Source organism: Cupriavidus sp. DF5525, assembly GCF_040149425.2.
In the GTDB taxonomy this organism is placed as follows: Bacteria; Pseudomonadota; Gammaproteobacteria; order Burkholderiales; family Burkholderiaceae; genus Cupriavidus; species Cupriavidus pickettii_A.
In genome coordinates, this window is sequence record NZ_CP168265.1 from 3876759 (window position 1) to 3896693 (window position 19935).

The 19935-nt window shown below is 66.6% G+C and carries 17 protein-coding genes; 6 read left to right on the plus strand and 11 right to left on the minus strand.

Going from position 1 to position 19935, the window contains the following annotated elements:
* Positions 1–5: 5 nt before the first annotated feature.
* Positions 6–2180: an ATP-dependent DNA helicase RecG gene (gene recG / locus ABNX08_RS18120; RefSeq protein ID WP_022536536.1), complete on the minus strand. Its 2175-nt coding sequence runs from the start codon at positions 2178–2180 to the stop codon at positions 6–8.
* Between the two features lie 232 nt (positions 2181–2412).
* Between recG and queA the strand changes: the two genes are divergently transcribed.
* From queA to secF, 5 genes are all read left to right on the plus strand, one after another.
* Positions 2413–3483 (plus strand): tRNA preQ1(34) S-adenosylmethionine ribosyltransferase-isomerase QueA, encoded by a 1071-nt coding sequence (queA, locus tag ABNX08_RS18125; RefSeq protein WP_022536537.1) that lies wholly within the window; start codon positions 2413–2415, stop codon positions 3481–3483.
* Positions 3484–3500: 17 nt separating this feature from the next.
* Positions 3501–4631, plus strand: coding sequence for a tRNA guanosine(34) transglycosylase Tgt (tgt, locus tag ABNX08_RS18130; protein ID WP_349606321.1), 1131 nt, complete (start codon positions 3501–3503; stop codon positions 4629–4631).
* Between the two features lie 229 nt (positions 4632–4860).
* Positions 4861–5187 (plus strand): preprotein translocase subunit YajC, encoded by a 327-nt coding sequence (gene yajC, locus ABNX08_RS18135; RefSeq protein WP_022536539.1) that lies wholly within the window; start codon positions 4861–4863, stop codon positions 5185–5187.
* Between the two features lie 209 nt (positions 5188–5396).
* Complete coding sequence (gene secD, locus ABNX08_RS18140) at positions 5397–7268, plus strand: protein translocase subunit SecD (RefSeq protein WP_022536540.1); 1872 nt, start codon at positions 5397–5399, stop codon at positions 7266–7268.
* A 53-nt stretch (positions 7269–7321) separates the two neighbouring features.
* Complete coding sequence (gene secF / locus ABNX08_RS18145) at positions 7322–8293, plus strand: protein translocase subunit SecF (protein WP_022536541.1); 972 nt, start codon at positions 7322–7324, stop codon at positions 8291–8293.
* Positions 8294–8376: 83 nt separating this feature from the next.
* Here secF and ABNX08_RS18150 read toward each other — a convergent pair whose 3' ends face one another.
* The 8 genes from ABNX08_RS18150 to purB form a co-directional block, all read right to left on the minus strand.
* Positions 8377–9384, minus strand: coding sequence for a response regulator (locus ABNX08_RS18150; protein WP_022536542.1), 1008 nt, complete (start codon positions 9382–9384; stop codon positions 8377–8379).
* Positions 9381–10514, minus strand: a complete 1134-nt coding sequence (locus tag ABNX08_RS18155) for a hybrid sensor histidine kinase/response regulator (RefSeq protein WP_022536543.1) — start codon at positions 10512–10514, stop codon at positions 9381–9383. The genes ABNX08_RS18150 and ABNX08_RS18155 overlap by 4 nt, the downstream gene beginning before the upstream one ends.
* Before the next feature lie 6 nt (positions 10515–10520).
* The gene (locus tag ABNX08_RS18160) at positions 10521–11852 is read right to left on the minus strand and encodes a sensor histidine kinase (RefSeq protein ID WP_022536544.1); all 1332 of its coding nucleotides are present in this window, start codon (positions 11850–11852) and stop codon (positions 10521–10523) included.
* 22 nt (positions 11853–11874) lie between these two features.
* Entirely contained in the window at positions 11875–13266 is a 1392-nt protein-coding gene (locus tag ABNX08_RS18165; RefSeq protein ID WP_022536545.1) for a class I SAM-dependent methyltransferase, read from the minus strand.
* A gap of 397 nt (positions 13267–13663) precedes the next feature.
* Positions 13664–14254 carry a YceI family protein gene (locus ABNX08_RS18170; RefSeq protein WP_022536546.1) on the minus strand — a complete coding sequence of 197 codons (591 nt, stop codon included), beginning with the start codon at positions 14252–14254 and terminating at the stop codon, positions 13664–13666.
* 100 nt (positions 14255–14354) lie between these two features.
* On the minus strand, positions 14355–14939 hold the full coding sequence (locus ABNX08_RS18175) for a YceI family protein (RefSeq protein WP_022536547.1): 585 nt from the start codon (positions 14937–14939) through the stop codon (positions 14355–14357).
* 67 nt (positions 14940–15006) lie between these two features.
* The gene (locus ABNX08_RS18180; RefSeq protein WP_349606323.1) at positions 15007–15561 is read right to left on the minus strand and encodes a cytochrome b; all 555 of its coding nucleotides are present in this window, start codon (positions 15559–15561) and stop codon (positions 15007–15009) included.
* 298 nt (positions 15562–15859) lie between these two features.
* Positions 15860–17236 carry an adenylosuccinate lyase gene (gene purB, locus ABNX08_RS18185; RefSeq protein WP_022536549.1) on the minus strand — a complete coding sequence of 459 codons (1377 nt, stop codon included), beginning with the start codon at positions 17234–17236 and terminating at the stop codon, positions 15860–15862.
* 352 nt (positions 17237–17588) lie between these two features.
* On the opposite strand from purB, the gene ABNX08_RS18190 reads away from it, so the two are divergent.
* A complete protein-coding gene (locus ABNX08_RS18190) occupies positions 17589–18203 on the plus strand; it encodes a glutathione S-transferase N-terminal domain-containing protein (RefSeq protein WP_022536550.1) in 615 nt (204 codons plus the stop codon).
* Positions 18204–18279: 76 nt separating this feature from the next.
* On the opposite strand, the gene mnmA is transcribed toward ABNX08_RS18190, so the two are convergent.
* Positions 18280–19365, minus strand: coding sequence for a tRNA 2-thiouridine(34) synthase MnmA (mnmA, locus tag ABNX08_RS18195; RefSeq protein ID WP_022536551.1), 1086 nt, complete (start codon positions 19363–19365; stop codon positions 18280–18282).
* A complete protein-coding gene (locus tag ABNX08_RS18200; RefSeq protein WP_022536552.1) occupies positions 19362–19853 on the minus strand; it encodes an NUDIX hydrolase in 492 nt (163 codons plus the stop codon). The genes mnmA and ABNX08_RS18200 overlap by 4 nt, the downstream gene beginning before the upstream one ends.
* Between the last annotated feature and the right edge of the window lie 82 nt (positions 19854–19935).

Sequence of the window (19935 nt, forward strand, 5' to 3'; positions counted from 1 at the left end):
GCCGGTCAGGCTTTCAGATAGTGCTCGCGCCCGCCGAGCCAGCGCGAAAGGTGTGCTTCGACCGCTTCCGGAAAGCGCTCCAGCATCAGCTCGGCCGCCTCCTGCGCGTATTCCACCAGCCATGCGTCGGTCTGCAGGTCGGCAAAGCGCAGCATGGCCTCGCCCGACTGGCGTGCGCCCAGGAACTCACCGGGGCCACGGATTTCCAGGTCGCGCCGCGCGATCTCGAAGCCGTCGGTGGTCTCGCGCATGGTCGCCAGCCGTTCGCGCGCGGTCGGCGACAGCGGCGCCTGGTACATCAGCAGGCACACCGATTCGGCGCTGCCCCGCCCCACCCGCCCGCGCAACTGGTGCAGCTGGGCCAGGCCAAAGCGCTCGGCATGCTCGATCACCATCAGCGAGGCATTGGGCACGTCCACGCCCACTTCGATCACGGTCGTGGCCACCAGCACCTGCATGCGGTTGGCGCTGAAGTCGTCCATCACCGACGCTTTCTCCGCCGGCGGCAGGCGGCCGTGCACCAGGCCCACTCGCAGGTCAGGGAGCGCGGCGACCAGCGTCTCGTAGGTCTCCACCGCGGTCTGCAGCTGCAGCGCCTCGCTTTCCTCGATCAGCGGACAGACCCAGTAGACCTGGCGCCCTTCCGCGGCGGCATGGTGCACGCGCGCGATCACCTCGTCGCGGCGCGCATCGTTGACCAGCCGCGTGACGATGGGCGTGCGGCCCGGCGGCAGTTCGTCGATCACCGACACGTCGAGGTCGGCGTAATACGTCATGGCGAGCGTGCGTGGGATCGGCGTGGCCGACATCATCAGCTGGTGCGGCACCGTGTCCGGCGCCGGCACATCGCTGGCACCCGCCTTGCCGCGCAGCGCCAGCCGCTGCGCCACGCCGAAGCGGTGCTGCTCGTCGACCACCGACAGGCCCAGCTTCGCAAAGCGCACGGCGTCCTGGATCAGCGCATGGGTGCCGATCACCAGCTGCGCCTCGCCCGATTCCACGCGCGCGGCGGCCTCGCGCTTCTCGCGCGCCTTCAGGCTGCCGGCCAGCCAGACCACCGGCACGCCCAGTGGCTCCAGCCACGCGGACAGCTTGCGGTAGTGTTGCTCGGCCAGGATTTCGGTGGGCGCCATCAGCGCCGCCTGGTAGCCGGCGTCGATCGCCTGGCACGCCGCCAGCGCGGCGACGATGGTCTTGCCGCTGCCGACATCGCCCTGCAGCAGCCGGTGCATCGGGTGCGGCCGCGTCATGTCGGCGGCAATCTCCGCGACCACGCGTTCCTGCGCGCCGGTCAGCCGGAATGGCAGCGCGGCCAGGAAGCGGGTCAGCAAACCGCCCTCGCGGCGCGACATGGTCGGCGCGGTCTTCTCGCGCCGCGCCGCGTGTGCGCGCCGCAGCGAAATCTGCTGCGCAAGCAGCTCGTCGAACTTGATGCGCTGCCAGGCCGGGTGCGAGCGGTCGGCCAGCGCGGCCTCGCTTTCCTGCGGCGGCGGCGCATGCAGCAGGCGCAGGCAGTCGGCCAGCGGGCGCAGGTGCAGCCGGGCCAGCGGCCCTTGCAGCACCGCCTGCGGCAGCGTCTCGGGCATGGGTGTGCGCGACAGCGCGCCGCCGATGGCCTTGCGCAAGTAGGCCTGTGCGATACCGGCGGTGGATGGATACACGGGTGTCAGGCGGTCCGGCAGCGCTTCGCCGTGCACCACCGGGCGCACCGTCGGGTGCACCATCTCGGCGCCGAAGAAACCGCCGCGGACCTCGCCGCGCACGCGCAGGCGCACGCCCTCGGCCATCTGCTTGGTCTGGCTGCCGTAGAAGTTGAGGAAGCGCAGCGTCAGTTCGCCGCTGTCGTCGGCGATCTTGACCACCAGCTGGCGGCGCGGCCGGAACGTGACTTCATTGGAGATGACCTCGCCTTCGACCTGCGCCGGCTGGCCCGCCCCGGCGCGGCGGATTGCGTCGGCGATCGGTGCCAGCGTGGTCTCGTCCTCGTAGCGCATCGGCAGGTGCAGCACCAGGTCGACGGGACGGCGCAGGCCCAGCTTGGCCAGGCGCGCGGCCGCCGATGATGTGCCCGAAGCTGTAGCCTTGCCCTTTGCCTCGCCAGCCTTGCCACGCGCGGGCGCCGCCGCTTCCTTGGCGGCATCGGCAGGGTCCTGGATCGGGTCGGCGGCGGTTCCGGGCATCGGCAACAAAATTGGCAGCAGTCGCTGCGGTTTCGGCTTGGGCGGCTGGCTCGGGCCGGCAAATAGCGGGTATCACACCCGGCCCGGCGTCTGGCGGGCCCGTGGCCTTACAATATCGGATTCGCCGATTGTACCCATGCCGGCTGTCGCCAAGGGCAGCGGAGTGCCGCTTTGTGCCCCACTTAGCCTCTCCGGCCCGCATGGCTGCCGGCCGCCCCCCGCCGTTTCCACGATGTTGACGCTCTCCGATTTCGATTTTCCGCTGCCGCCCGAACTGATTGCCCAGAGCGCGCTGCCCGACCGCAGTGCCAGCCGGCTGCTGGTGGTCGAACGGCTCGCGCCCGCCGACACCGCCGACGCGGTGCGCCTGGTCGATCGCGCCTTCAGCGATATCGTCGACTACCTGCGTCCCGATGACCTGCTGGTGTTCAACGACACGCGCGTGATCAAGGCGCGCTTCTTCGGCCACAAGCCCAGCGGCGGCAAGATCGAGGTGCTGGTCGAGCGCATCGTCGACAGCCACACCGTGCTGGCCCAGGTGCGCGCCTCCAAGACGCCCGCCGAGGGCAGCACGCTGCATCTGGCCGACGACGCCTTCGCCGTCACCGTGGGGCCGCGCGTGGACCAGTTCTTCACGCTGCGCTTCCCCGAGCCGGCGCTGGACCTGATCGAGCGCTACGGCCGCCTGCCGCTGCCGCCGTATATCACGCACGACCCGGACGCCTACGACGAGACCCGCTACCAGACCGTCTACGCGCGCAGTCCGGGCGCCGTGGCCGCACCCACCGCAGGGCTGCATTTCGACGATGCGCTGTTCGCGCGCCTCGATGCCGCTGGCGTGCGCCGCGCCTTCCTGACGCTGCACGTGGGCGCTGGCACGTTCCAGCCGGTGCGCACCGAGAACCTGGCCGAGCACAAGATGCACTCGGAGTGGTACGCGATCTCCGAGGAACTGGCCCAGGCCGTGCGCGACACCCGCGCCCGCGGCGGCAGCGTGATCGCGGTCGGCACCACCTCGCTGCGCGCGCTGGAATCGGCCGCGCAGGCCGACGGCACGCTCGCCGCCGGCAGCGGCGACACCGATATCTTCATCACGCCCGGCTACCGCTTCCGCCTGGTCGATGCCCTGATCACCAACTTCCACCTGCCCAGGTCGACGCTGCTCATGCTGGTCTCTGCGCTGTCCGGTGTGGAAGCCATCCGCGCCGCCTACCGCCATGCGGTCGAGCAGCGCTACCGTTTCTTCAGCTACGGCGACGCCATGCTGCTGACGCGCCAGCCCGCCGCCGGCCCCGAGGCCTGAACCCAGAACTACCCGCCATGCTCAACTTCGAACTCATCACCACCGACGGCAACGCCCGCCGCGGCCGCGTCACGCTGAACCACGGCGTGGTCGAGACGCCGATCTTCATGCCGGTCGGCACCTACGGCTCGGTCAAGGCCATGTCGCCGCTGGAACTGAACGAGATCGGCGCGCACATCATCCTTGGCAACACCTTCCACCTGTGGCTGCGCCCGGGGCTGGACGTGGTCAAGGCCCACGAGGGCCTACACAAATTTATCGGCTGGGACAAGCCGATCCTGACCGATTCTGGCGGCTTCCAGGTGTTTTCGCTGGGCGATCTGCGCAAGATCACCGAAGATGGCGTCACGTTCGCATCACCGGTCAATGGCGACAAGCTCTTCCTGTCGCCCGAGATCTCGATGCAGATCCAGCGCACGCTGAACTCCGACATCGTGATGCAGTTCGACGAGTGCACGCCCTACGAGATCGACGGGCGCCCCGCCACGCACGAGGAAGCGGCCAAGTCGATGCGCATGAGCCTGCGCTGGGCCAAGCGCTCGCGCGACGAGTTCGAACGCGTGGCCAACCCGAACGCGCTGTTCGGCATCGTCCAGGGCGGCATGTACGAGGACCTGCGCGATGAATCGCTGGCGGGGCTGTCCGAGCTGGATTTCCACGGCTTTGCCATCGGCGGCCTGTCGGTGGGCGAGCCCAAAGAAGACATGATGCGCGTGCTGGAGCACGTGGCGCCGCGCCTGCCGGCCGACAAGCCGCACTACCTGATGGGCGTGGGCACGCCGGAAGATCTGGTGGCCGGTGTGGCCGCGGGCGTCGACATGTTCGATTGCGTGATGCCCACCCGCAACGCGCGCAACGGCTGGCTCTTCACCCGCTACGGCGACGTCAAGATCAAGAACGCGGCGCACCGCAACGACCCGCGCCCGCTCGATGAAAGCTGCGCCTGCTACACCTGCCGCAACTTCTCGCGCGCCTACCTGCACCACCTGCACCGCGTGGGCGAGATCCTGGGCGCGCGCCTGAATACCATTCACAACCTGCACTACTACCTGCAGCTGATGCGCGAGGTGCGCGAATCGATCGAGCAGCACCGTTTCACCGACTTCCGCCGCCAGTTTGCGGCCGATCGCGCGCGCGGCACGCAGTGAAAGCGGGCGCCGGCGCGAACTTTCCCGCCGGCGCCGGTCGAATAGCCCGGGTCATGCACCGGTGAACGTGCGGACAGCGCGCGGAAACTGGCGCCGCCCCGAGTCGCCCCGAGTCGCCCCGGAATCACCCCGAACAAACCCGTATTCCGCCCTAGAATGCCTGAGGCGGGCAGAATGCGAATGGTAGAATGCTCGATTAACTGACTGACTTTTGTGACGGAGAACCAACGTGTTGATTTCTAACGCATTTGCCCAGACCGCCGGTGCCGGCGGCGCGGCTGGCGGCCTGATGAGCTTCCTGCCCATCATCCTGATGTTTGCGGTGCTGTGGTTCATCATGATCCGCCCGCAAATGAAGCGCCAGAAGGAATCAAAGGCGATGCTCGAAGCGCTGGCCAAGAACGATGAAGTCGTCACCGCCGGCGGTATCCTGGGCCGCGTGACCAAGGTCACCGACCAGTACGTCGGTCTGGAAATCGCCACGGGCACGGAAATCACCGTGCAGAAGAACGCCGTGACCACGGTGCTGCCGAAGGGCTCGCTGAAGGCGCTCTGATCCGCCGAGCGCCCACGCGACTCCCGCCTTTGTCTTTTCCGGCATGCCCGTTCGCGCATGCCCCGGCAGCCGCCTGATCCAGCCCGACGAAGCCCCGGCGGCTTCCATCCGTGGCTGCCAGGCGGCTGTTTGCCAAACCGGTTCGGCGCCGCCGACGTGGCGCGCCACGCCTGCGCCGGCCCCGCCAACCGCTGAATGACTGGCCCGAGATGAATCGTTATCCGCTTTGGAAGTACATCGTGATCCTGGTGGCCCTGGCCATCGGCATCATCTATACCTTGCCGAACTTCTTCGGCGAGGCGCCCGCCGTGCAGGTGTCTTCGGGCAAGGCCACGGTCAAGGTCGACTTGTCCATGCAGAAGCAGGTCGAAGAGATCCTGGCGCAGAACCAGTTCCGGCCTGACGGCGTGTTCTTCGACATTTCCGGCCAGTCGGGCTCGGTCAAGGCGCGTTTCCGCACCACCGACGAGCAGCTCAAGGCCAAGGACGTGCTGTCGCGCTCGCTCAACCCGGTCCCCGCCGACCCCACCTACGTGGTTGCGCTGAACCTGCTGTCGGGCTCGCCGCACTGGCTGACCGCCATGCACGCGCTGCCGATGTACCTGGGTCTGGACCTGCGCGGCGGCGTGCACTTCCTGCTGCAGGTCGACATGAAGGGCGCCGTCGACAAGAAGCTCGACAGCCTGGCCGGCGACGCGCGCACGCTGCTGCGCGACAAGGGCATCCGCCACGGCGGCATCGACCGCGACGGCGAGCGCCTGACGGTGCGCTTCAACAATGCCGACGAAGCCAACCGCGCCCGTGCCGTGCTGGCCGAGAACCTGCGCGAAGTGGCCTTCGCCATGGACGGCAACAACATCGTCGGCACCTTCACCGAGGCCGCGCGCAAGGCCGTGCAGGACGCCGCGGTCAAGCAGAACATCACCACGCTGCACAACCGCGTGAACGAACTGGGCGTGGCCGAGCCGGTGATCCAGCAGCAAGGCGCCGACCGCATCGTGGTGCAGCTGCCGGGCGTGCAGGACACCGCCAAGGCCAAGGACATCATCGGCCGCACCGCCACGCTGGAAGCGCGCCTGGTCGACAACGACGCGCCGCGCAGCCCGCGCCCGGGCGACCCGGTCCCGTTCGGCAGCGAACTCTTCACGCAAGGCAACGGCGCCCCGGTGGTGCTGAAGAAGCAGGTCATCTTCACCGGCGATCGCATTGAAAGCGCCTCGGCCGGCTTCGACCAGAACCAGCAGCCTTCGGTCAACATCAAGCTCGACGCCCAGGGCGGCCGCGTGCTCCGCGACGTCTCGCGCGAGAACCTGAAGAAGCCGATGGCGATCGTGCTGTTCGAGAAGGGCAAGGGTGAAGTGCTGACGGTGGCGACGATCCAGTCCGAACTGGGCTCGAGCTTCCAGATCACCGGCTCCTATTCGACCGAAGCCGCCAACGACCTGGCCCTGCTGCTGCGCGCCGGCTCGCTGGCCGCGCCGATGGAAATCATCGAAGAGCGCACCATCGGCCCGTCGCTGGGCGCCGACAACATCCAGAAGGGTTTTGACTCGGTCGCCTACGGCTTTGCCGCGATCGGCGTGTTCATGATCCTGTACTACATGCTGTTCGGCGTGTTCTCGGTGCTGGCGCTGGGCGTGAACCTGCTGCTGCTGATCGCCGTGCTGTCGATGCTGCAGGCCACGCTGACGCTGCCGGGCATCGCCGCCATCGCGCTGGTGCTGGGCATGGCCATCGACGCCAACGTGCTGATCAACGAGCGCATCCGCGAGGAACTGCGCGCGGGCGCGTCGCCGCAGATGGCGATCGCGGTCGGCTTCGACCGCGCCTGGGCCACCATCCTGGACTCGAACGTGACCACGCTGATCGCCGGCCTGGCGCTGCTGGCCTTCGGTTCGGGCCCGGTGCGCGGCTTTGCCGTGGTGCACTGCCTGGGCATCCTGACCTCGATGTTCTCGGCGGTGTTCTTCAACCGCGGCCTGGTCAACCTCTGGTACGGCCGCAAGAAGAAGCTGCAGAGCGTGGCCATCGGCCAGATCTGGAAGCCGGGCAACGCCACCGACACGCCGGTCGCCAAGTAAAGCGGGCGGCAGAGCCGATCAGCAACAACTAGCAGTACAGAACAGGATTCAACATGGAATTCTTCCGCATCCGGCGCGACATTCCGTTCATGAAGCACGCGTTGGTCTTCAACGTGATTTCCTTCCTGACGTTTGCCGCCGCCGTGTTCTTCCTCTGGCACAAGGGCCTGCACCTGTCGATCGAATTCACCGGCGGCACGGTGATGGAGGTCAGCTACCAGCAGGCTGCCGACCTGGAAAAGATCCGTGGCCAGGTGGGCAAGCTGGGCTATACCGACGTGCAGGTGCAGAACTTCGGCACCTCGCGAGACGTCATGATCCGCCTGCCGCTGCAGAAGGGTCCGGACGGCAAGCCCGTCACCTCGGCCCAGCAGAGCGAGCAGGTGATGACCGCGCTGCAGGCCGCCTCGCCTGACGTGAAGCTGCAACGGGTGGAGTTCGTCGGCCCGCAGGTGGGCAAGGAACTGGCCACCGACGGCCTGCTGGCCCTCTTGTGCGTGGTGGCCGGCATCGTGATCTACCTGTCGTTCCGCTTTGAGTGGAAGTTCGCGGTGGCGGGCATCATCGCCAACCTGCACGACGTGGTCATCATCCTGGGCTTCTTCGCCTACTTCCAGTGGGAATTCTCGCTGTCGGTGCTGGCGGCGGTGCTGGCGGTGCTGGGCTACTCGGTCAACGAATCGGTGGTGATCTTCGACCGGGTGCGCGAGAACTTCCGCAAGTTCCGCAAGATGACCACCCACGAGATCATCGACAACGCGATCACCAGCACCATCTCGCGCACTATCATCACCCACGGCTCGACCCAGATGATGGTGCTGTCGATGTTCTTCTTCGGCGGCCCCACGCTGCACTACTTCGCGCTCGCGCTGACGGTGGGTATCCTGTTCGGTATCTACTCGTCGGTGTTCGTGGCCGCGGCGCTGGCGATGTGGCTGGGCGTCAAGCGCGAGGACCTGGTCAAGGGCGACAAGAAGTCAGATTCGACCGACCGCAACGACCCCAACTACGGCGCGCAGGCCTGACGGCCCGAACGCAGGCAAAAGAAGCCGGCAAAGAAATGGCGCCCCGCGGGGCGCCATTTTCATTGCGTGAAGCGATCCGGAGATCAGACTTGCTCGGCGAAGCGCTCGATCCACGCCGCCAGCCGGTCGGCCGCGAAGCTCTCGCTGCGTGGGCCCGTGCGGCACACGATGGTGTCACCGTCGCGCGCGAACTTCACCGCGCCGCCGACCTCCTCCAGCCATAGCAGGCTCGCCAGCCAGGCCGCGTGCGGCGCCGACACGGGCTTGCCCACCGGCTGCGCCAGGAACTCGGCCAGCGTGGCCGGTGCGGTCCACACCACGGTGTCGCCGTCGCGGCGCACCACCTCGCTGCCGAGCGCGTCGGCGATCACCGTCGGGGCATCGGCCGCGCCCTTGCCCGCGTTGGCGCTACGCAGTTCCGCCAGGCGCGTGCCCACGGCATGGCCGAAGCTGCCGCTACGCTCGGATTCCGCGCGTACCAGGTCGGCGTAGTCCATGCGCTGCCAGTCCGGCTCGGCGTTGCGCGCGCCGGCCAGGTCGACCGCCGCCAGGTAGGTTTCCACCGGCTGGAAGCGGCCGGGGCCGATGAGGCTGGCGCACAGTGCGTGCAGCATGCCGATGCGGGTGGCCACGGTCTGGGTCTGCAGCACGGCCAGCTTCTCGCGCACCAGCTGGTCGCGTTCCTTGCGCAGGCCGGACAGCTCCAGCGCCTGCTTCAGTTCCATGCGCAGCGCCGTGATGTCCCACGGCTTCTTGATATAGCGGTGGATCTGGCCCTCGTTGACCGCTGCGACGGTCTGGTCGAGCTCCGAATACGCCGTGGTCAGGATGCGCACGATATGCGGGTAGCGCTCGCGCGCATAGCGCAGCAGTTCGTTGCCGTACTCGCCCGGCATGCGCTGGTCAGACACCAGCACGGCCAGGCTGTCGGCGTGGGCATCGAGCAGCGCCTTGCCCTCTTCCACCGAGCCGCCGGTCACCACCGGCGCCAGCGCACCGATGGCGCGCTGGAAGTACTTCACGGCGGTCGCCTCGTCATCGACGAACAGAATCGCCGGGGGTGGTGCCTGGGTGGCAATCAGTTCGCTCATCGGTCACTCCTAATCATTCGATGCTTGTAATTTGGAAAGTCCAGCGTCACCGTGGTCCCGGCTCCGGACGCGGACGCGATCCGGATGCCGCCGCCGAAGGATTGCATGACGCGGTTGCAGAAAATCATGCCCAGGCCGCTGCCGCCGGCGCTGGCGTGGGTGGTGACGGGATCGACCAGCAGGCGCTCCATCACCTCGGGCGGGATGCCGGGGCCGTTGTCGCAGATGCGGATTTCCTGGCTCGGCTGGGCCACCACCACGAAGCGCAGCGACGGCGCGGCCACGTCGGCCAGTGCGCGCAGCGCGTTGCTCATCACCGACGACAACACCAGCGCCACGCAGTTGGGCAGCGTCTGCACCGGGAAATCGCCGTGCACCTCGACCTGCACCCACTGGCGCTGCTCGCCCGCGAACGGATAGGTATCGAGCAATGACGCTACCAGCGCACCCGCGCTGACTTCGGCCGCCGGCTCCGGCCGGGCCACCGGGCTGCCGGCGCTGCTGCGCACGGACTGCAGGAACGACGACAGCACCGCCAGGCAATACTGCGCATTGTCGTGCATGGCGCTGGCCGCCTGGCCGACCTCGCCCAGACGCTGCTCGCTGTACTCGCCCGCGACGCGGCTCTGGATGCCACGCGCAAAGTTGGCGATGGCCGCCAGCGGCGTGTTCAGCTCATGCGCCAGGAACGCCAGCGTCTCATCGATTGCCATCAGCCGGTGCTGGCGCAGCGCGCGTTCGCGGTGGCGCTCGCCGGCCTGGCGCAGCACCTCGCGCACGTCGGTGACGCTCAGCGGCTTTTCCAGGATGCGGAAGACTTCGCCGGAGTTGACGGTCTGCAGCAGCACATCCTTGTCGGCGTAGGCCGTCACCAGGATCCGCACGATCTGCGGGTAGTCCTGCGCAACCTGGCGCAGCAGGTCGCCGCCGTCGCGCCCCGGCATGCGGAAATCCGTCACCAGGATCGCGATGCGCGCGCTCTCGGCGCCCAGCAACGCCACGCCCTCGTCGGCGCTCGCGGCGAGCAGGACTTCGTATTCGCCGCCGACCGCGCGCGCAAAGTACTTGCGCGCCATGTCCTCGTCATCGACGTAGAGAATGGTCGGCCGCGCTTGCTGGACTTCGCTCATGGTCGCTTACTCCGCGCGTGGCAGGTCGAAGCTGAACGCCGCCCACTGGCCCAACTCGCTCTCCGCAAAGAGCTGGCCGCCGTGGCGCTCGATCACCGCGTAGCTGATCGACAGTCCAAGCCCCAGCCCCTGCCCCACTTCGCGCGTGGTGAAGAACGGTTCGAACACGCGCGCCAGATGTTCCGCCGCGATGCCGGGGCCGTTGTCGCGCACTGTCACATGCAGCCGTCTCTCGGCCCAGCGCACCGTGGTATGGATCGCGGGTTCCTGCGTGCCGGCCTTGCGCATGGCCAGCGCCGCGTTGGAGAACAGGTTGATCAGCACGCCGATGACGGCGGCTTCGTCGCCCATCACCAGCGTGTCGTCGGGCAGTTCGCGCGTGACCTTGACCCCGCGCAGCTCGTGCGCGGTCAGCCGGATCGACGAATCCAGCGCCTTCTCGAACAGGAACGGCGTGCCTTCGACCTCGGCGCCCGGCTTGCGGTAGGCGAACGTCTTCAGGTCGGACACGATATGCTGGATGCGCTGCATGCCCTGCTTGGCATCGACCAGGCATTCGGTCAGCGACTCGCTTTCCTTGGCCTGCGGCTCTTCCATCGCCACCTCGATCGCCATCAGGCAGAAGTTGACCGGGTTGTTGACCTCGTGCAGCAGCCCCGCCGCCAGCGTACCGATGGCGGCCATCTTCTCCTGCTGCAGCATCTGGCCCTTGATGTCGACCAGCTTGCGGTTGATTACCTCGAGCTCGGCGTTCTTCTCGGCAACCTCGGCCTTCAGCCGGAACAGCATGAAGCGCGCGCGCTCGTTGAAGAAGGTGTAGACCCCGCTGGCCGCCGCGGCGAACAGCAGGAACAGCGAATTGACGATAAAGGTGCCGACCGGCTCGATGCCGCCAGGGTGGAACAGGCACGCCAGCACGTACAGCAGGTACGAGAGCACGCCGAACACCAGGTTCTGCCACAGCCCGAATGGCAGCGCGATGCCGGAGGCGAAGATCGCCAGGTTGAGACCGACATAGTAAGGAGACTGCACCCCTTCGGTCTGCGAGATCATCCACGCGATCATGATCTGCGGCAGCATCAGCCAGGTCAGCGTCAGCCATGGCGCGAAGCGCCGGCCCGCGGCGCTGTACAGCATCACCACGACGCCCGCGATCAGCAGCGACACCACCACCCGCGCCACGGCGAAGGCGAGCTGCTGCTGCGGATACTGGCCATAGTCGAGTCCGACCCCGAGCATGACCAGCACGATTGCGGTGTAGGCGCCGCCCCGGCTGAACGCCAGGCGAAAGTCGGCCAGCTCGGACTGGTAGCCGGCGTAGAGTTGGTTGGTGCTCATGGCGTGGTCCGCAGGGACTGCCTCAGTCAATGGTGGCTTCCGCGAACACGTTGACGCCGGTGGCGTCAACGTAGATGCGGTGCGAATGCGAGTTCTCGGGCAGCAGCTGTGCCATGCCGGGGTCGTCGCGGTAGATCAGGTACCACTCCAGCAGGTGTTCCATGCCGAATTTCTCAGGATTGTTGGCGTGGACGTTGGTCACCAGGATTTGCCCGCCCGGGCGCGAACGCGAGGCGAAATACTGCAGCAGCCGCGCGCACACCTTGTCGGACAGGTAGTCGAACAGGCCCGCGCAGTAGACCGCGTCGAACTCCCGCGCACTGATATCGTCAGGCGAGATGCGCCGCTTGAGCAGTTCGTGCACCGACTGGTGCACCATCTCCACGGAAACCTTGCGCCCGGCGCTGCTGGCAGCGTGCTCGATCGAGCTGCGCGTGTATTCCAGCGTCTCTTCGCTGAAGTCGACCAGCTGGAATGACAGCAGCTCCGGATTAGGATACTCGCGCACGAAGCGCTGGATCTCGAAAGCCGGCCCGCAGCCCACGTTGAGCACGCGGAACGGCCGGCCCTCGGCGCGCGCGCGTTCGGCCTGGCGGGTCAGGAAATCGACCAGCAGGTCGATGCGGTTGCGGTGCGCGGTCGCCACCGCCGCCTTCAGGAAGGCGGTGTTGACGATCTGGAAGTAGGTGGTCGGCCCCTGTTGGGGGTCGCCCAGGATCTGGTTCACCATCTCGTAGTCGCCGGCATAGCCGAGCGGCTTGGTGAAGGTGCGGTACACGAACGGCGCGCGCAGCAGCAGCGGGTGCAGTGCCGACTGGGCATAGGTGCGGTGCACCGGCGCGATCTCCGGGTCGACGCGCTCGGCCTCGCCCTCGAGCCAGTCGAGGTACGTCTTGGTCTTGACCATGATCGGCGTGGAGAGCTCGTAGAACACGTCTTCGCGCAGCTTGCCTTCCTTCTTGGGCAGCGATTCGGTCAGGTCCACCTGCTCGACCCAGCGCGACACTTCAGACAGGAAGGCGCGCATCTCGTTGACCACGATCTGGTAGTCGCGCCGGATATTGAAACGCGTGTCCCAGTCCTGCACGAAGAGCTCGGCTTCGCGCCCCACCGACTTGGGCTCGTTGTTCAGGTCGGACAGCTCGCGCCACTCGTCGATCAGCGTCAGCGACACCACCGCGGTCAGGCCGGTGTTCACCAGGCTCATCACCACGGCCTTGCCGAGATAGGCGTTCTTGGCGCCCATGCGGACGCTGAGCTCGCTCAGCACCTCGCTGACCTGCACGATCGAATACGGGTTGTAGATCTCCATCACCAGAGACTTTCTCTGGAGATTGATGATCGTGCCGCGCACCTGCTCGCCCTGCGAGTTGCGGAAACTAACTACCGGATCGATTTGCGTTTTGGAATACACGGTATTGCCCAGGGAAATCCGAGAAACGCTGCGAAGGCCATACTGCTAGGGCGGAACGGCCGGGTACAGCAGGAGGGGGCGAAGGGGTCGCGGGGACGGCTACCGGTATCGGGACGTGCAGCGAATACTCATAGGGAATGCGCTATAGCCTGTTGGCGGGCCGCGGCACCCCGCCTTGGGAGGGTGCGCCGGCAGCCCTTATCGTCTTGGAATTGCCGCGGCCCATTGTACTGTGGCAATCGCGCCGCGTACACCAAGTGCCCCCTGAGCCCCTCGTACGCGGGGAGAATGGAACAATCGGTCGAACCAGCTGCTGAAAAGCAAAAAAGGCCGGCAAAATGCCGGCCTTCATGGTCACCGCGGCCCTGACGGACCGGGCGATAGCGCTCGCTTGTCCTTACTCTGCGCGCACGCCTTCCACCTGGATGGCGAGCTTCACTTCGGGCTTGAAGCCCATCTTCACGCCGTAGTCCAGGCCGAAGTCGGCGCGGTTGAAGGTACCGACGGCGTCGGCGCCGCAGGCTTCGCGCTTGAGCATCGGGTGCTGGATGCACTTGAACTCGCGGATCTCCAGCTTGACCGGCTTGGACACGCCGCGCAGCGTCAGCACGCCATCGACTTCGGTCGGCACGTCACCCTTGAACTTGGAGAACTTGCCCTTGTAGGTGGCCTCGGGGAAGGCTTCCACGTCGAACATGTCGGGGCCCTTGGCGTGCTGGTTCAGCTTGGCGTTGCCGAAATCGATCGAAGTCGCGTCGATCTTGACCTCGACCGAGCCGTTCTTGGCGGCACGGTCCAGCGTGACCACGCCGCTGGACTTGTCGAACTTGCCGCGCCAGGTCGACAGGCCGCCCAGGTGGTCGGCCTCGAAGCTCGGGTAGGTGTGGGTCGGATCGAGGTTGTACGTCACGGTATTGGCCGAAGCCACGCCGAAGGCGGCGGTTGCGGAAATGGCCGCGACGGCGGCAACGAGGGAACGCAGTTTCATGGAATCTCCCGACAAAAGGTTGGGCGGAACGTCTGTTGGTACGTCGTTAAGTACGTCGTTGGGTACGGCTTGGGTACGCCGGCAAGTGCCGGCCTTGCTCTTACTTCTTCGCGGCCTGCACGATGCGGAACTTGATCTGCACGTCGTCGGCCACCACGGATGTGTCCTTCCACTCGCCGTCGCCGATATTGAACGCGGTGCGCTTGATCGGCAGCGCGCCTTCGAACACCTGGGCCGAGCCCTCCTGGCGATAGGTGGCAGGCACCACCACGTCCACGGTCTTGCCCTTGATGGTCAGCTTGCCGGCCACGTCGTACTTGCCCGGCGTGCCGTTCTTGATGGTGGTCGACTGGAACACGGCCTTCGGGTACTTCGCGGCATCGAACCAGTCCTTGCCCTTCACTTCCTTGGTGGTCTCCGCGTCGCCGATTTCGAAGCTTGCTACATCGATCTCGACCTTGGCCGACGAGGTCTCCAGCTTGGCCGGGTCGAAGTTGACCGCGGCGTCGAATTTCTTGAACTTGCCCTCCATCGGCACGCCGATCTGGCGTGCGACCGCAGTGACCGAACTCTTGGCAGCGTCGACCTGCGCCCAGGCCAGGTTGGCGGCGATGCCGGTGGCAGCCAGGACGGCGGCGATGACAAGCGAGCCGCGGCGGGCATTGCTGCGGGAAGTGCGTTCCATCTCAAATGACTCCTGTCAGGGTCGGCGCAACGCGCCGCGGTACGGAAAATAGTTCGGTTAGCGCAGATCAGCGCAGGAACGGCAGCATCCGGCCCAGCGTGCCGTCGCGGTCCACGAACTGGTGCTTGACCGCCGCCGCCGCATGGACGAAGACCACGGCCGCCATCAGGTAGTTCAGCCAGACATGGGCGAATTTGAGCACTTCCTTCAGTTCGTCGTTCTTCTCCAGCAGTACCGGCATCTTCCACAGGCCCAGGTAGACCACCGGCACGCCGGCGGCCAAGCTGTACAGGTAGCCGGTGATGGGCACCACCAGGATCAGCACGTACAGCAGGTGATGCGCGCCGGTGGCGGCCTTGGCCTGCCAGGCCGGCGTGCCGGGCGCGACAGCCGGCGCCGAGTGCGTTGCACGCCACAGTACGCGCAGCACGGCGATCGCAAAGATGGTCACGCCCAGCCACTTGTGCCACGAGTAGAGCTTGAGCTTGGTCGGCGTCAGCCCCGGAATGCCGGTCATGTACAGGCCGAGCCCGAACGCGGCAAAGATGGCCAGCGCGACCAGCCAGTGCAAGGCGATCGCGGTGGCACCGTAGCCGGTCGGGGCATTGGCGGTAGAACGCATCGGATTCCTCTCGCCCGTGTCACGGGCCTTTCACAATTTTGGGGACGACACCGACGGGAGCCAGCCCGCCCGTGTGCTTAGGATTCTCGCATTATTGCGCTCGGATGTGCGCCGGTGCAGGACAGTCCTTCATTAAGTTATTCAAATGCTTTGAAGCGACATTCAGCCGCAAGCGGCACAAAGCCGCAGCGCGGCCGCGTGCACTGCCCTGCACGGCGGCCCCGGAAGGCAAAGAGCCATCCTCGCGGATGGCTCTTTGCTTGCGGCTGCGGCCCCAGTGGGGGGCCGGGGGCTTGCGTCAGATGCGCTCGGCCAGCACCACGGCCTTGCCGATATAGCTGGCGGGGGTCATCTCCAGCAGCAGCTTCTTGGCGTCGTCCGGGATCGCCAGGCCGTTGATAAAGGTCTGCAGCGCCTCGCGCGAGATGCCCTTGCCGCGGGTCAGCTCCTTGAGCTGCTCATACGGGTTGGGCACGCCAAAGCGGCGCATCACGGTCTGCACCGGCTCGGCCAGCACTTCCCAGCAGTTGTCGAGGTCTTCGTCCAGGCGCTCGGGATTGGTTTCCAGCTTGCCCAGGCCGCGCAGGCAGGCCTCGTACGCCAGCAGGCTGTAGCCGAAGGCCACGCCGATATTGCGCAGCACGGTCGAGTCGGTCAGGTCGCGCTGCCAGCGCGACACCGGCAGCTTCTCCGACAGGTGGCGCAGCACGGCGTTGGCCAGGCCCAGGTTGCCTTCGGAGTTTTCGAAGTCGATCGGGTTGACCTTGTGCGGCATGGTCGACGAGCCGATTTCGCCGGCCTTGGTCTTCTGCTTGAAGTAGCCCAGCGAGATATAGCCCCAGACGTCGCGGTTCAGGTCGAGCAGGATGGTGTTGGCGCGGGCGACCGCGTCGAACAGCTCGGCCATGTAGTCGTGCGGCTCGATCTGGATGGTGTACGGGTTGAAGGTCAGGCCCAGGCGGGTCTCGATCACCTGCTTGGAGAACGCTTCCCAGTCGAAGGTCGGGTAGGCCGACAGGTGCGCGTTGTAGTTGCCCACCGCGCCGTTCATCTTGCCCAGCAGCTCGACCTGCTCGATGCGCTGGATCGCGCGCGCCAGGCGCGCGGCCACGTTGGCCATTTCCTTGCCCAGCGTGGTCGGGCTGGCCGGCTGGCCGTGGGTGCGCGACAGCATCGGCTGCGTTGCATTGAGCTTGGCCAACTCAACCAGGCGGGCGTGCACGCGCTTGAGCGCCGGCACCACCACGGCCTCGCGAGCGCCCTTGAGCATCATGCCGTGCGAGGTGTTGTTGATGTCTTCCGAGGTGCAGGCGAAGTGGATGAACTCGCTGGCAGCTTCCAGCTCGGCATTGCCCTTGACCTGTTCCTTGAGCCAGTACTCGACGGCCTTCACGTCATGATTGGTGACGGCTTCGATTTCCTTGATGCGAGCGGCGTCGGCCTCGCTGAACTTGTCCACCAGCGCCAGCAGCGCGGCCTCGGAGGCGGCCGAGAACTTCGGCATGTCGGGCAGGCCGGCCTGCGCCAGCGCGATCAGCCAGTGCACCTCGACCTTGACGCGGTTGCGCATGAAGGCCGCCTCGGACAGCCATTCGCGCAGCGCGTCGGCCTTGGCGGCGTAGCGGCCATCGATCGGAGACAGGGCGGTGAGCGGCGAAAGCGAAGAGGAGGTCATGCTGGAAACCGGGAAAGGGAGGAAAAAGGGGACGTACGGGTCGCGCCGCGGGGGCTGGCGCGCTGCAAGCGTTGAATCGGAAGGGGATCGGAAAAGCGCCCGATGCGCCGCACGGAGCGGACCGCCGGCGCTGCGCAACGCGGGATTTTACCACCCCCGCCCCCACTCCGGGGCAGCGGTCAAGTGCCGCCTTGGGGCATCGGTGCGCGAGCCCGCATTCGCCTTGCGCCGCGGGTATACTCGCGCTCGCCGTTCCATTAGCCTGTTATGAAGTGCATCGGGCCAGCAGGCGCGCCCCGCCGCCGCTGCCACGGAGCGACGATGCACTTCATAACACGCTCAAGGGGAGAACATGAAGCTGTATGCGTCCCGAACCAGTCCCTACGCGCGCAAGGTGCGCGTGGTGATGGCGGAAAAGAAAATTGACTACCAGATGATCGAAGAGGACGTCTGGTCGCCCGAGACGAAGATCGGCCAATTCAACCCGCTCGGCAAGGTGCCGTGCCTGGTCATGGAAGACGGCGGCGCGATCTTCGATTCGCGCGTGATCGTCGAGTATGTCGATACGCTGACGCCGGTCAGCCGCATGATTCCGCAAGGCGGGCGCGAGCGGCTGGAAGTGCGCTGCTGGGAAGCGCTGGCCGACGGCCTGCTCGACGCCGCGCTGCTGGTGCGCCTGGAGGCAACCCAGCGCGAGGCGCACGAGCGCAGCGAGCGCTGGGTGCAGCGCCAGCGCGGCAAGATCGAGGCGGCGCTGGTGGCGATGGCCAACGGCCTGGCCGACAAGCCCTTCTGCACGGGCACGCATTATTCGCTGGCCGATGTGGCGGTGGGCTGCGCGCTGTCCTACCTGGACTTCCGCTTCCCCGAGATCGCCTGGCGCGAGCGTCATGCAAACCTGGCGGCGCTGGAAGAAAAGCTGTCCAAGCGGCAGTCCTTCATCGATACGGAACCGCCGCGCGGCTGAGGCGCAACGGTTCACGAAAAAACACCCGCTACGTGCTCCCGCTACGTGCGGGTGTTTTTCTTTCTTCGGCCAGCGGTTACTGGATGATGCCGCCGCCCAGGCACACGTCGCCGTCGTACAGCACCGCGGACTGGCCGGGCGTCACCGCCCACTGCGCCTCGGCAAATCCGAGCGTCAGCGCATCGCCCTCCACCGCCCGCACCGTGCAGGCCGCATCGCTCTGGCGGTAGCGCGTCTTGGCCGCCATCGCCGCACCTGCCGCCGGCGGCTCGCCTGCCACCCACGACAGGTCCGACGCATTCAGCACCGGCGTCAGCAGCCACGGATGGTCGTGGCCCTGCACCACGTAAAGCGTATTGTTCGCCATATCCTTGCGCGCCACGTACCAGGCGTCGCCATTGCCGTCGCGGCTGCCGCCCAGCCCGATGCCCTTGCGCTGGCCCAGCGTGTAGAACGCCAGCCCGATATGCTCGCCCACGACCTTGCCGTCCGGCGTCTCCATCGGGCCCGGCCTGGTCGGCAGGTAGCGGTTCAGGAAATCGCGGAACGGGCGCTCGCCGATAAAGCAGATACCGGTGGAGTCTTTCTTCTTCGCGTTGGGCAGGCCGATTTCGGCAGCGATCTCGCGCACGCGCGTCTTGGGGATCTCGCCCAGCGGGAACAGCGTGCGCGACAGCTGCGCCTGGTTCAGCCGGTGCAGGAAATAGCTTTGGTCCTTGGTGTGGTCCAGTGCCTTGAGCAGCTCAAACTTGCCCGCCGCATTCTGGCGCACGCGCGCATAGTGGCCGGTGGCGATGGTTTCCGCGCCGAGCGACATCGCATGGTCGAGGAAGGCCTTGAACTTGATCTCGGCATTGCACAGCACGTCTGGATTGGGCGTGCGCCCGGCGGAGTACTCGCGCAAGAAATCGGCAAAGACGCGGTCCTTGTACTCGGCGGCGAAGTTGACCGCCTCCACGTCGACGCCGATCAGGTCGGCCACCGACACCACGTCGAGCCAGTCCTGGCGCGTGGAGCAGTACTCGCTGTCGTCATCGTCCTCCCAGTTCTTCATGAACAGGCCGATGACCTCGTAGCCCTGCTGCTTGAGCAGCCACGCGGTGACCGACGAATCGACCCCGCCCGACATGCCGACGACAACGCGCTTTTCCTTCCCGCTCACGGCTGCGCTCCAACTTCCAGCACCGACGGATGCGTGTACAGCGCGTCCAGCGCATAGCGCTTGCCGGCCAGATAGTCGTCGACGCAGGCCATCACCAGCGGCGAACGGTGGCGTTCCTGGCAGGCGCGCAGTTCCTCCGCGCTCATCCACACTGTGCGCACGATGCCGGTATCGAGTTGGCGGCCCGCGTCGAGCGAGCCCAGGTCGCCGGTAAAGGCAAAGCGCACATAGGTCACGTCCGAGCCGGTGCGCGACGACAGCGATCGGCCCATATAGCAGCCCAGCAGCGCGCGCGGCTCGAAGGTGTGCGCGGTTTCTTCCAGCGTTTCGCGGATGACGGCGCGGATCAGGCTTTCACCCGGGTCCAGGTGGCCGGCGGGCTGGTTCAGCCGCAGCCCGTCCGCGGTTTCCTCTTCCACCAGCAGGAAACGGCCGCCGCGCTCGATCACGGCGGCAACGGTCACGCTGGCATTCCAATCACTTGACATGATGCTCAATTTTTAGGCAATCCCGCATTCTACCGGTTGCCGGCCTATCCTGCAGCGCCGCGAACCCCGCAACCTGCGCCAC

Coding starts and splice junctions, on each gene's coding strand:
- recG (WP_022536536.1), bottom strand. CDS start 2,180: ATGCCCGGAACCGCCGCCGACCCGATCCAGGACCCTGCCGATGCCGCC.
- queA (WP_022536537.1), top strand. CDS start 2,413: ATGTTGACGCTCTCCGATTTCGATTTTCCGCTGCCGCCCGAACTGATT.
- tgt (WP_349606321.1), top strand. CDS start 3,501: ATGCTCAACTTCGAACTCATCACCACCGACGGCAACGCCCGCCGCGGC.
- secD (WP_022536540.1), top strand. CDS start 5,397: ATGAATCGTTATCCGCTTTGGAAGTACATCGTGATCCTGGTGGCCCTG.
- secF (WP_022536541.1), top strand. CDS start 7,322: ATGGAATTCTTCCGCATCCGGCGCGACATTCCGTTCATGAAGCACGCG.
- ABNX08_RS18150 (WP_022536542.1), bottom strand. CDS start 9,384: ATGAGCGAACTGATTGCCACCCAGGCACCACCCCCGGCGATTCTGTTC.
- ABNX08_RS18155 (WP_022536543.1), bottom strand. CDS start 10,514: ATGAGCGAAGTCCAGCAAGCGCGGCCGACCATTCTCTACGTCGATGAC.
- ABNX08_RS18160 (WP_022536544.1), bottom strand. CDS start 11,852: ATGAGCACCAACCAACTCTACGCCGGCTACCAGTCCGAGCTGGCCGAC.
- ABNX08_RS18170 (WP_022536546.1), bottom strand. CDS start 14,254: ATGAAACTGCGTTCCCTCGTTGCCGCCGTCGCGGCCATTTCCGCAACC.
- ABNX08_RS18175 (WP_022536547.1), bottom strand. CDS start 14,939: ATGGAACGCACTTCCCGCAGCAATGCCCGCCGCGGCTCGCTTGTCATC.
- ABNX08_RS18180 (WP_349606323.1), bottom strand. CDS start 15,561: ATGCGTTCTACCGCCAATGCCCCGACCGGCTACGGTGCCACCGCGATC.
- purB (WP_022536549.1), bottom strand. CDS start 17,236: ATGACCTCCTCTTCGCTTTCGCCGCTCACCGCCCTGTCTCCGATCGAT.
- ABNX08_RS18190 (WP_022536550.1), top strand. CDS start 17,589: ATGAAGCTGTATGCGTCCCGAACCAGTCCCTACGCGCGCAAGGTGCGC.
- ABNX08_RS18200 (WP_022536552.1), bottom strand. CDS start 19,853: ATGTCAAGTGATTGGAATGCCAGCGTGACCGTTGCCGCCGTGATCGAG.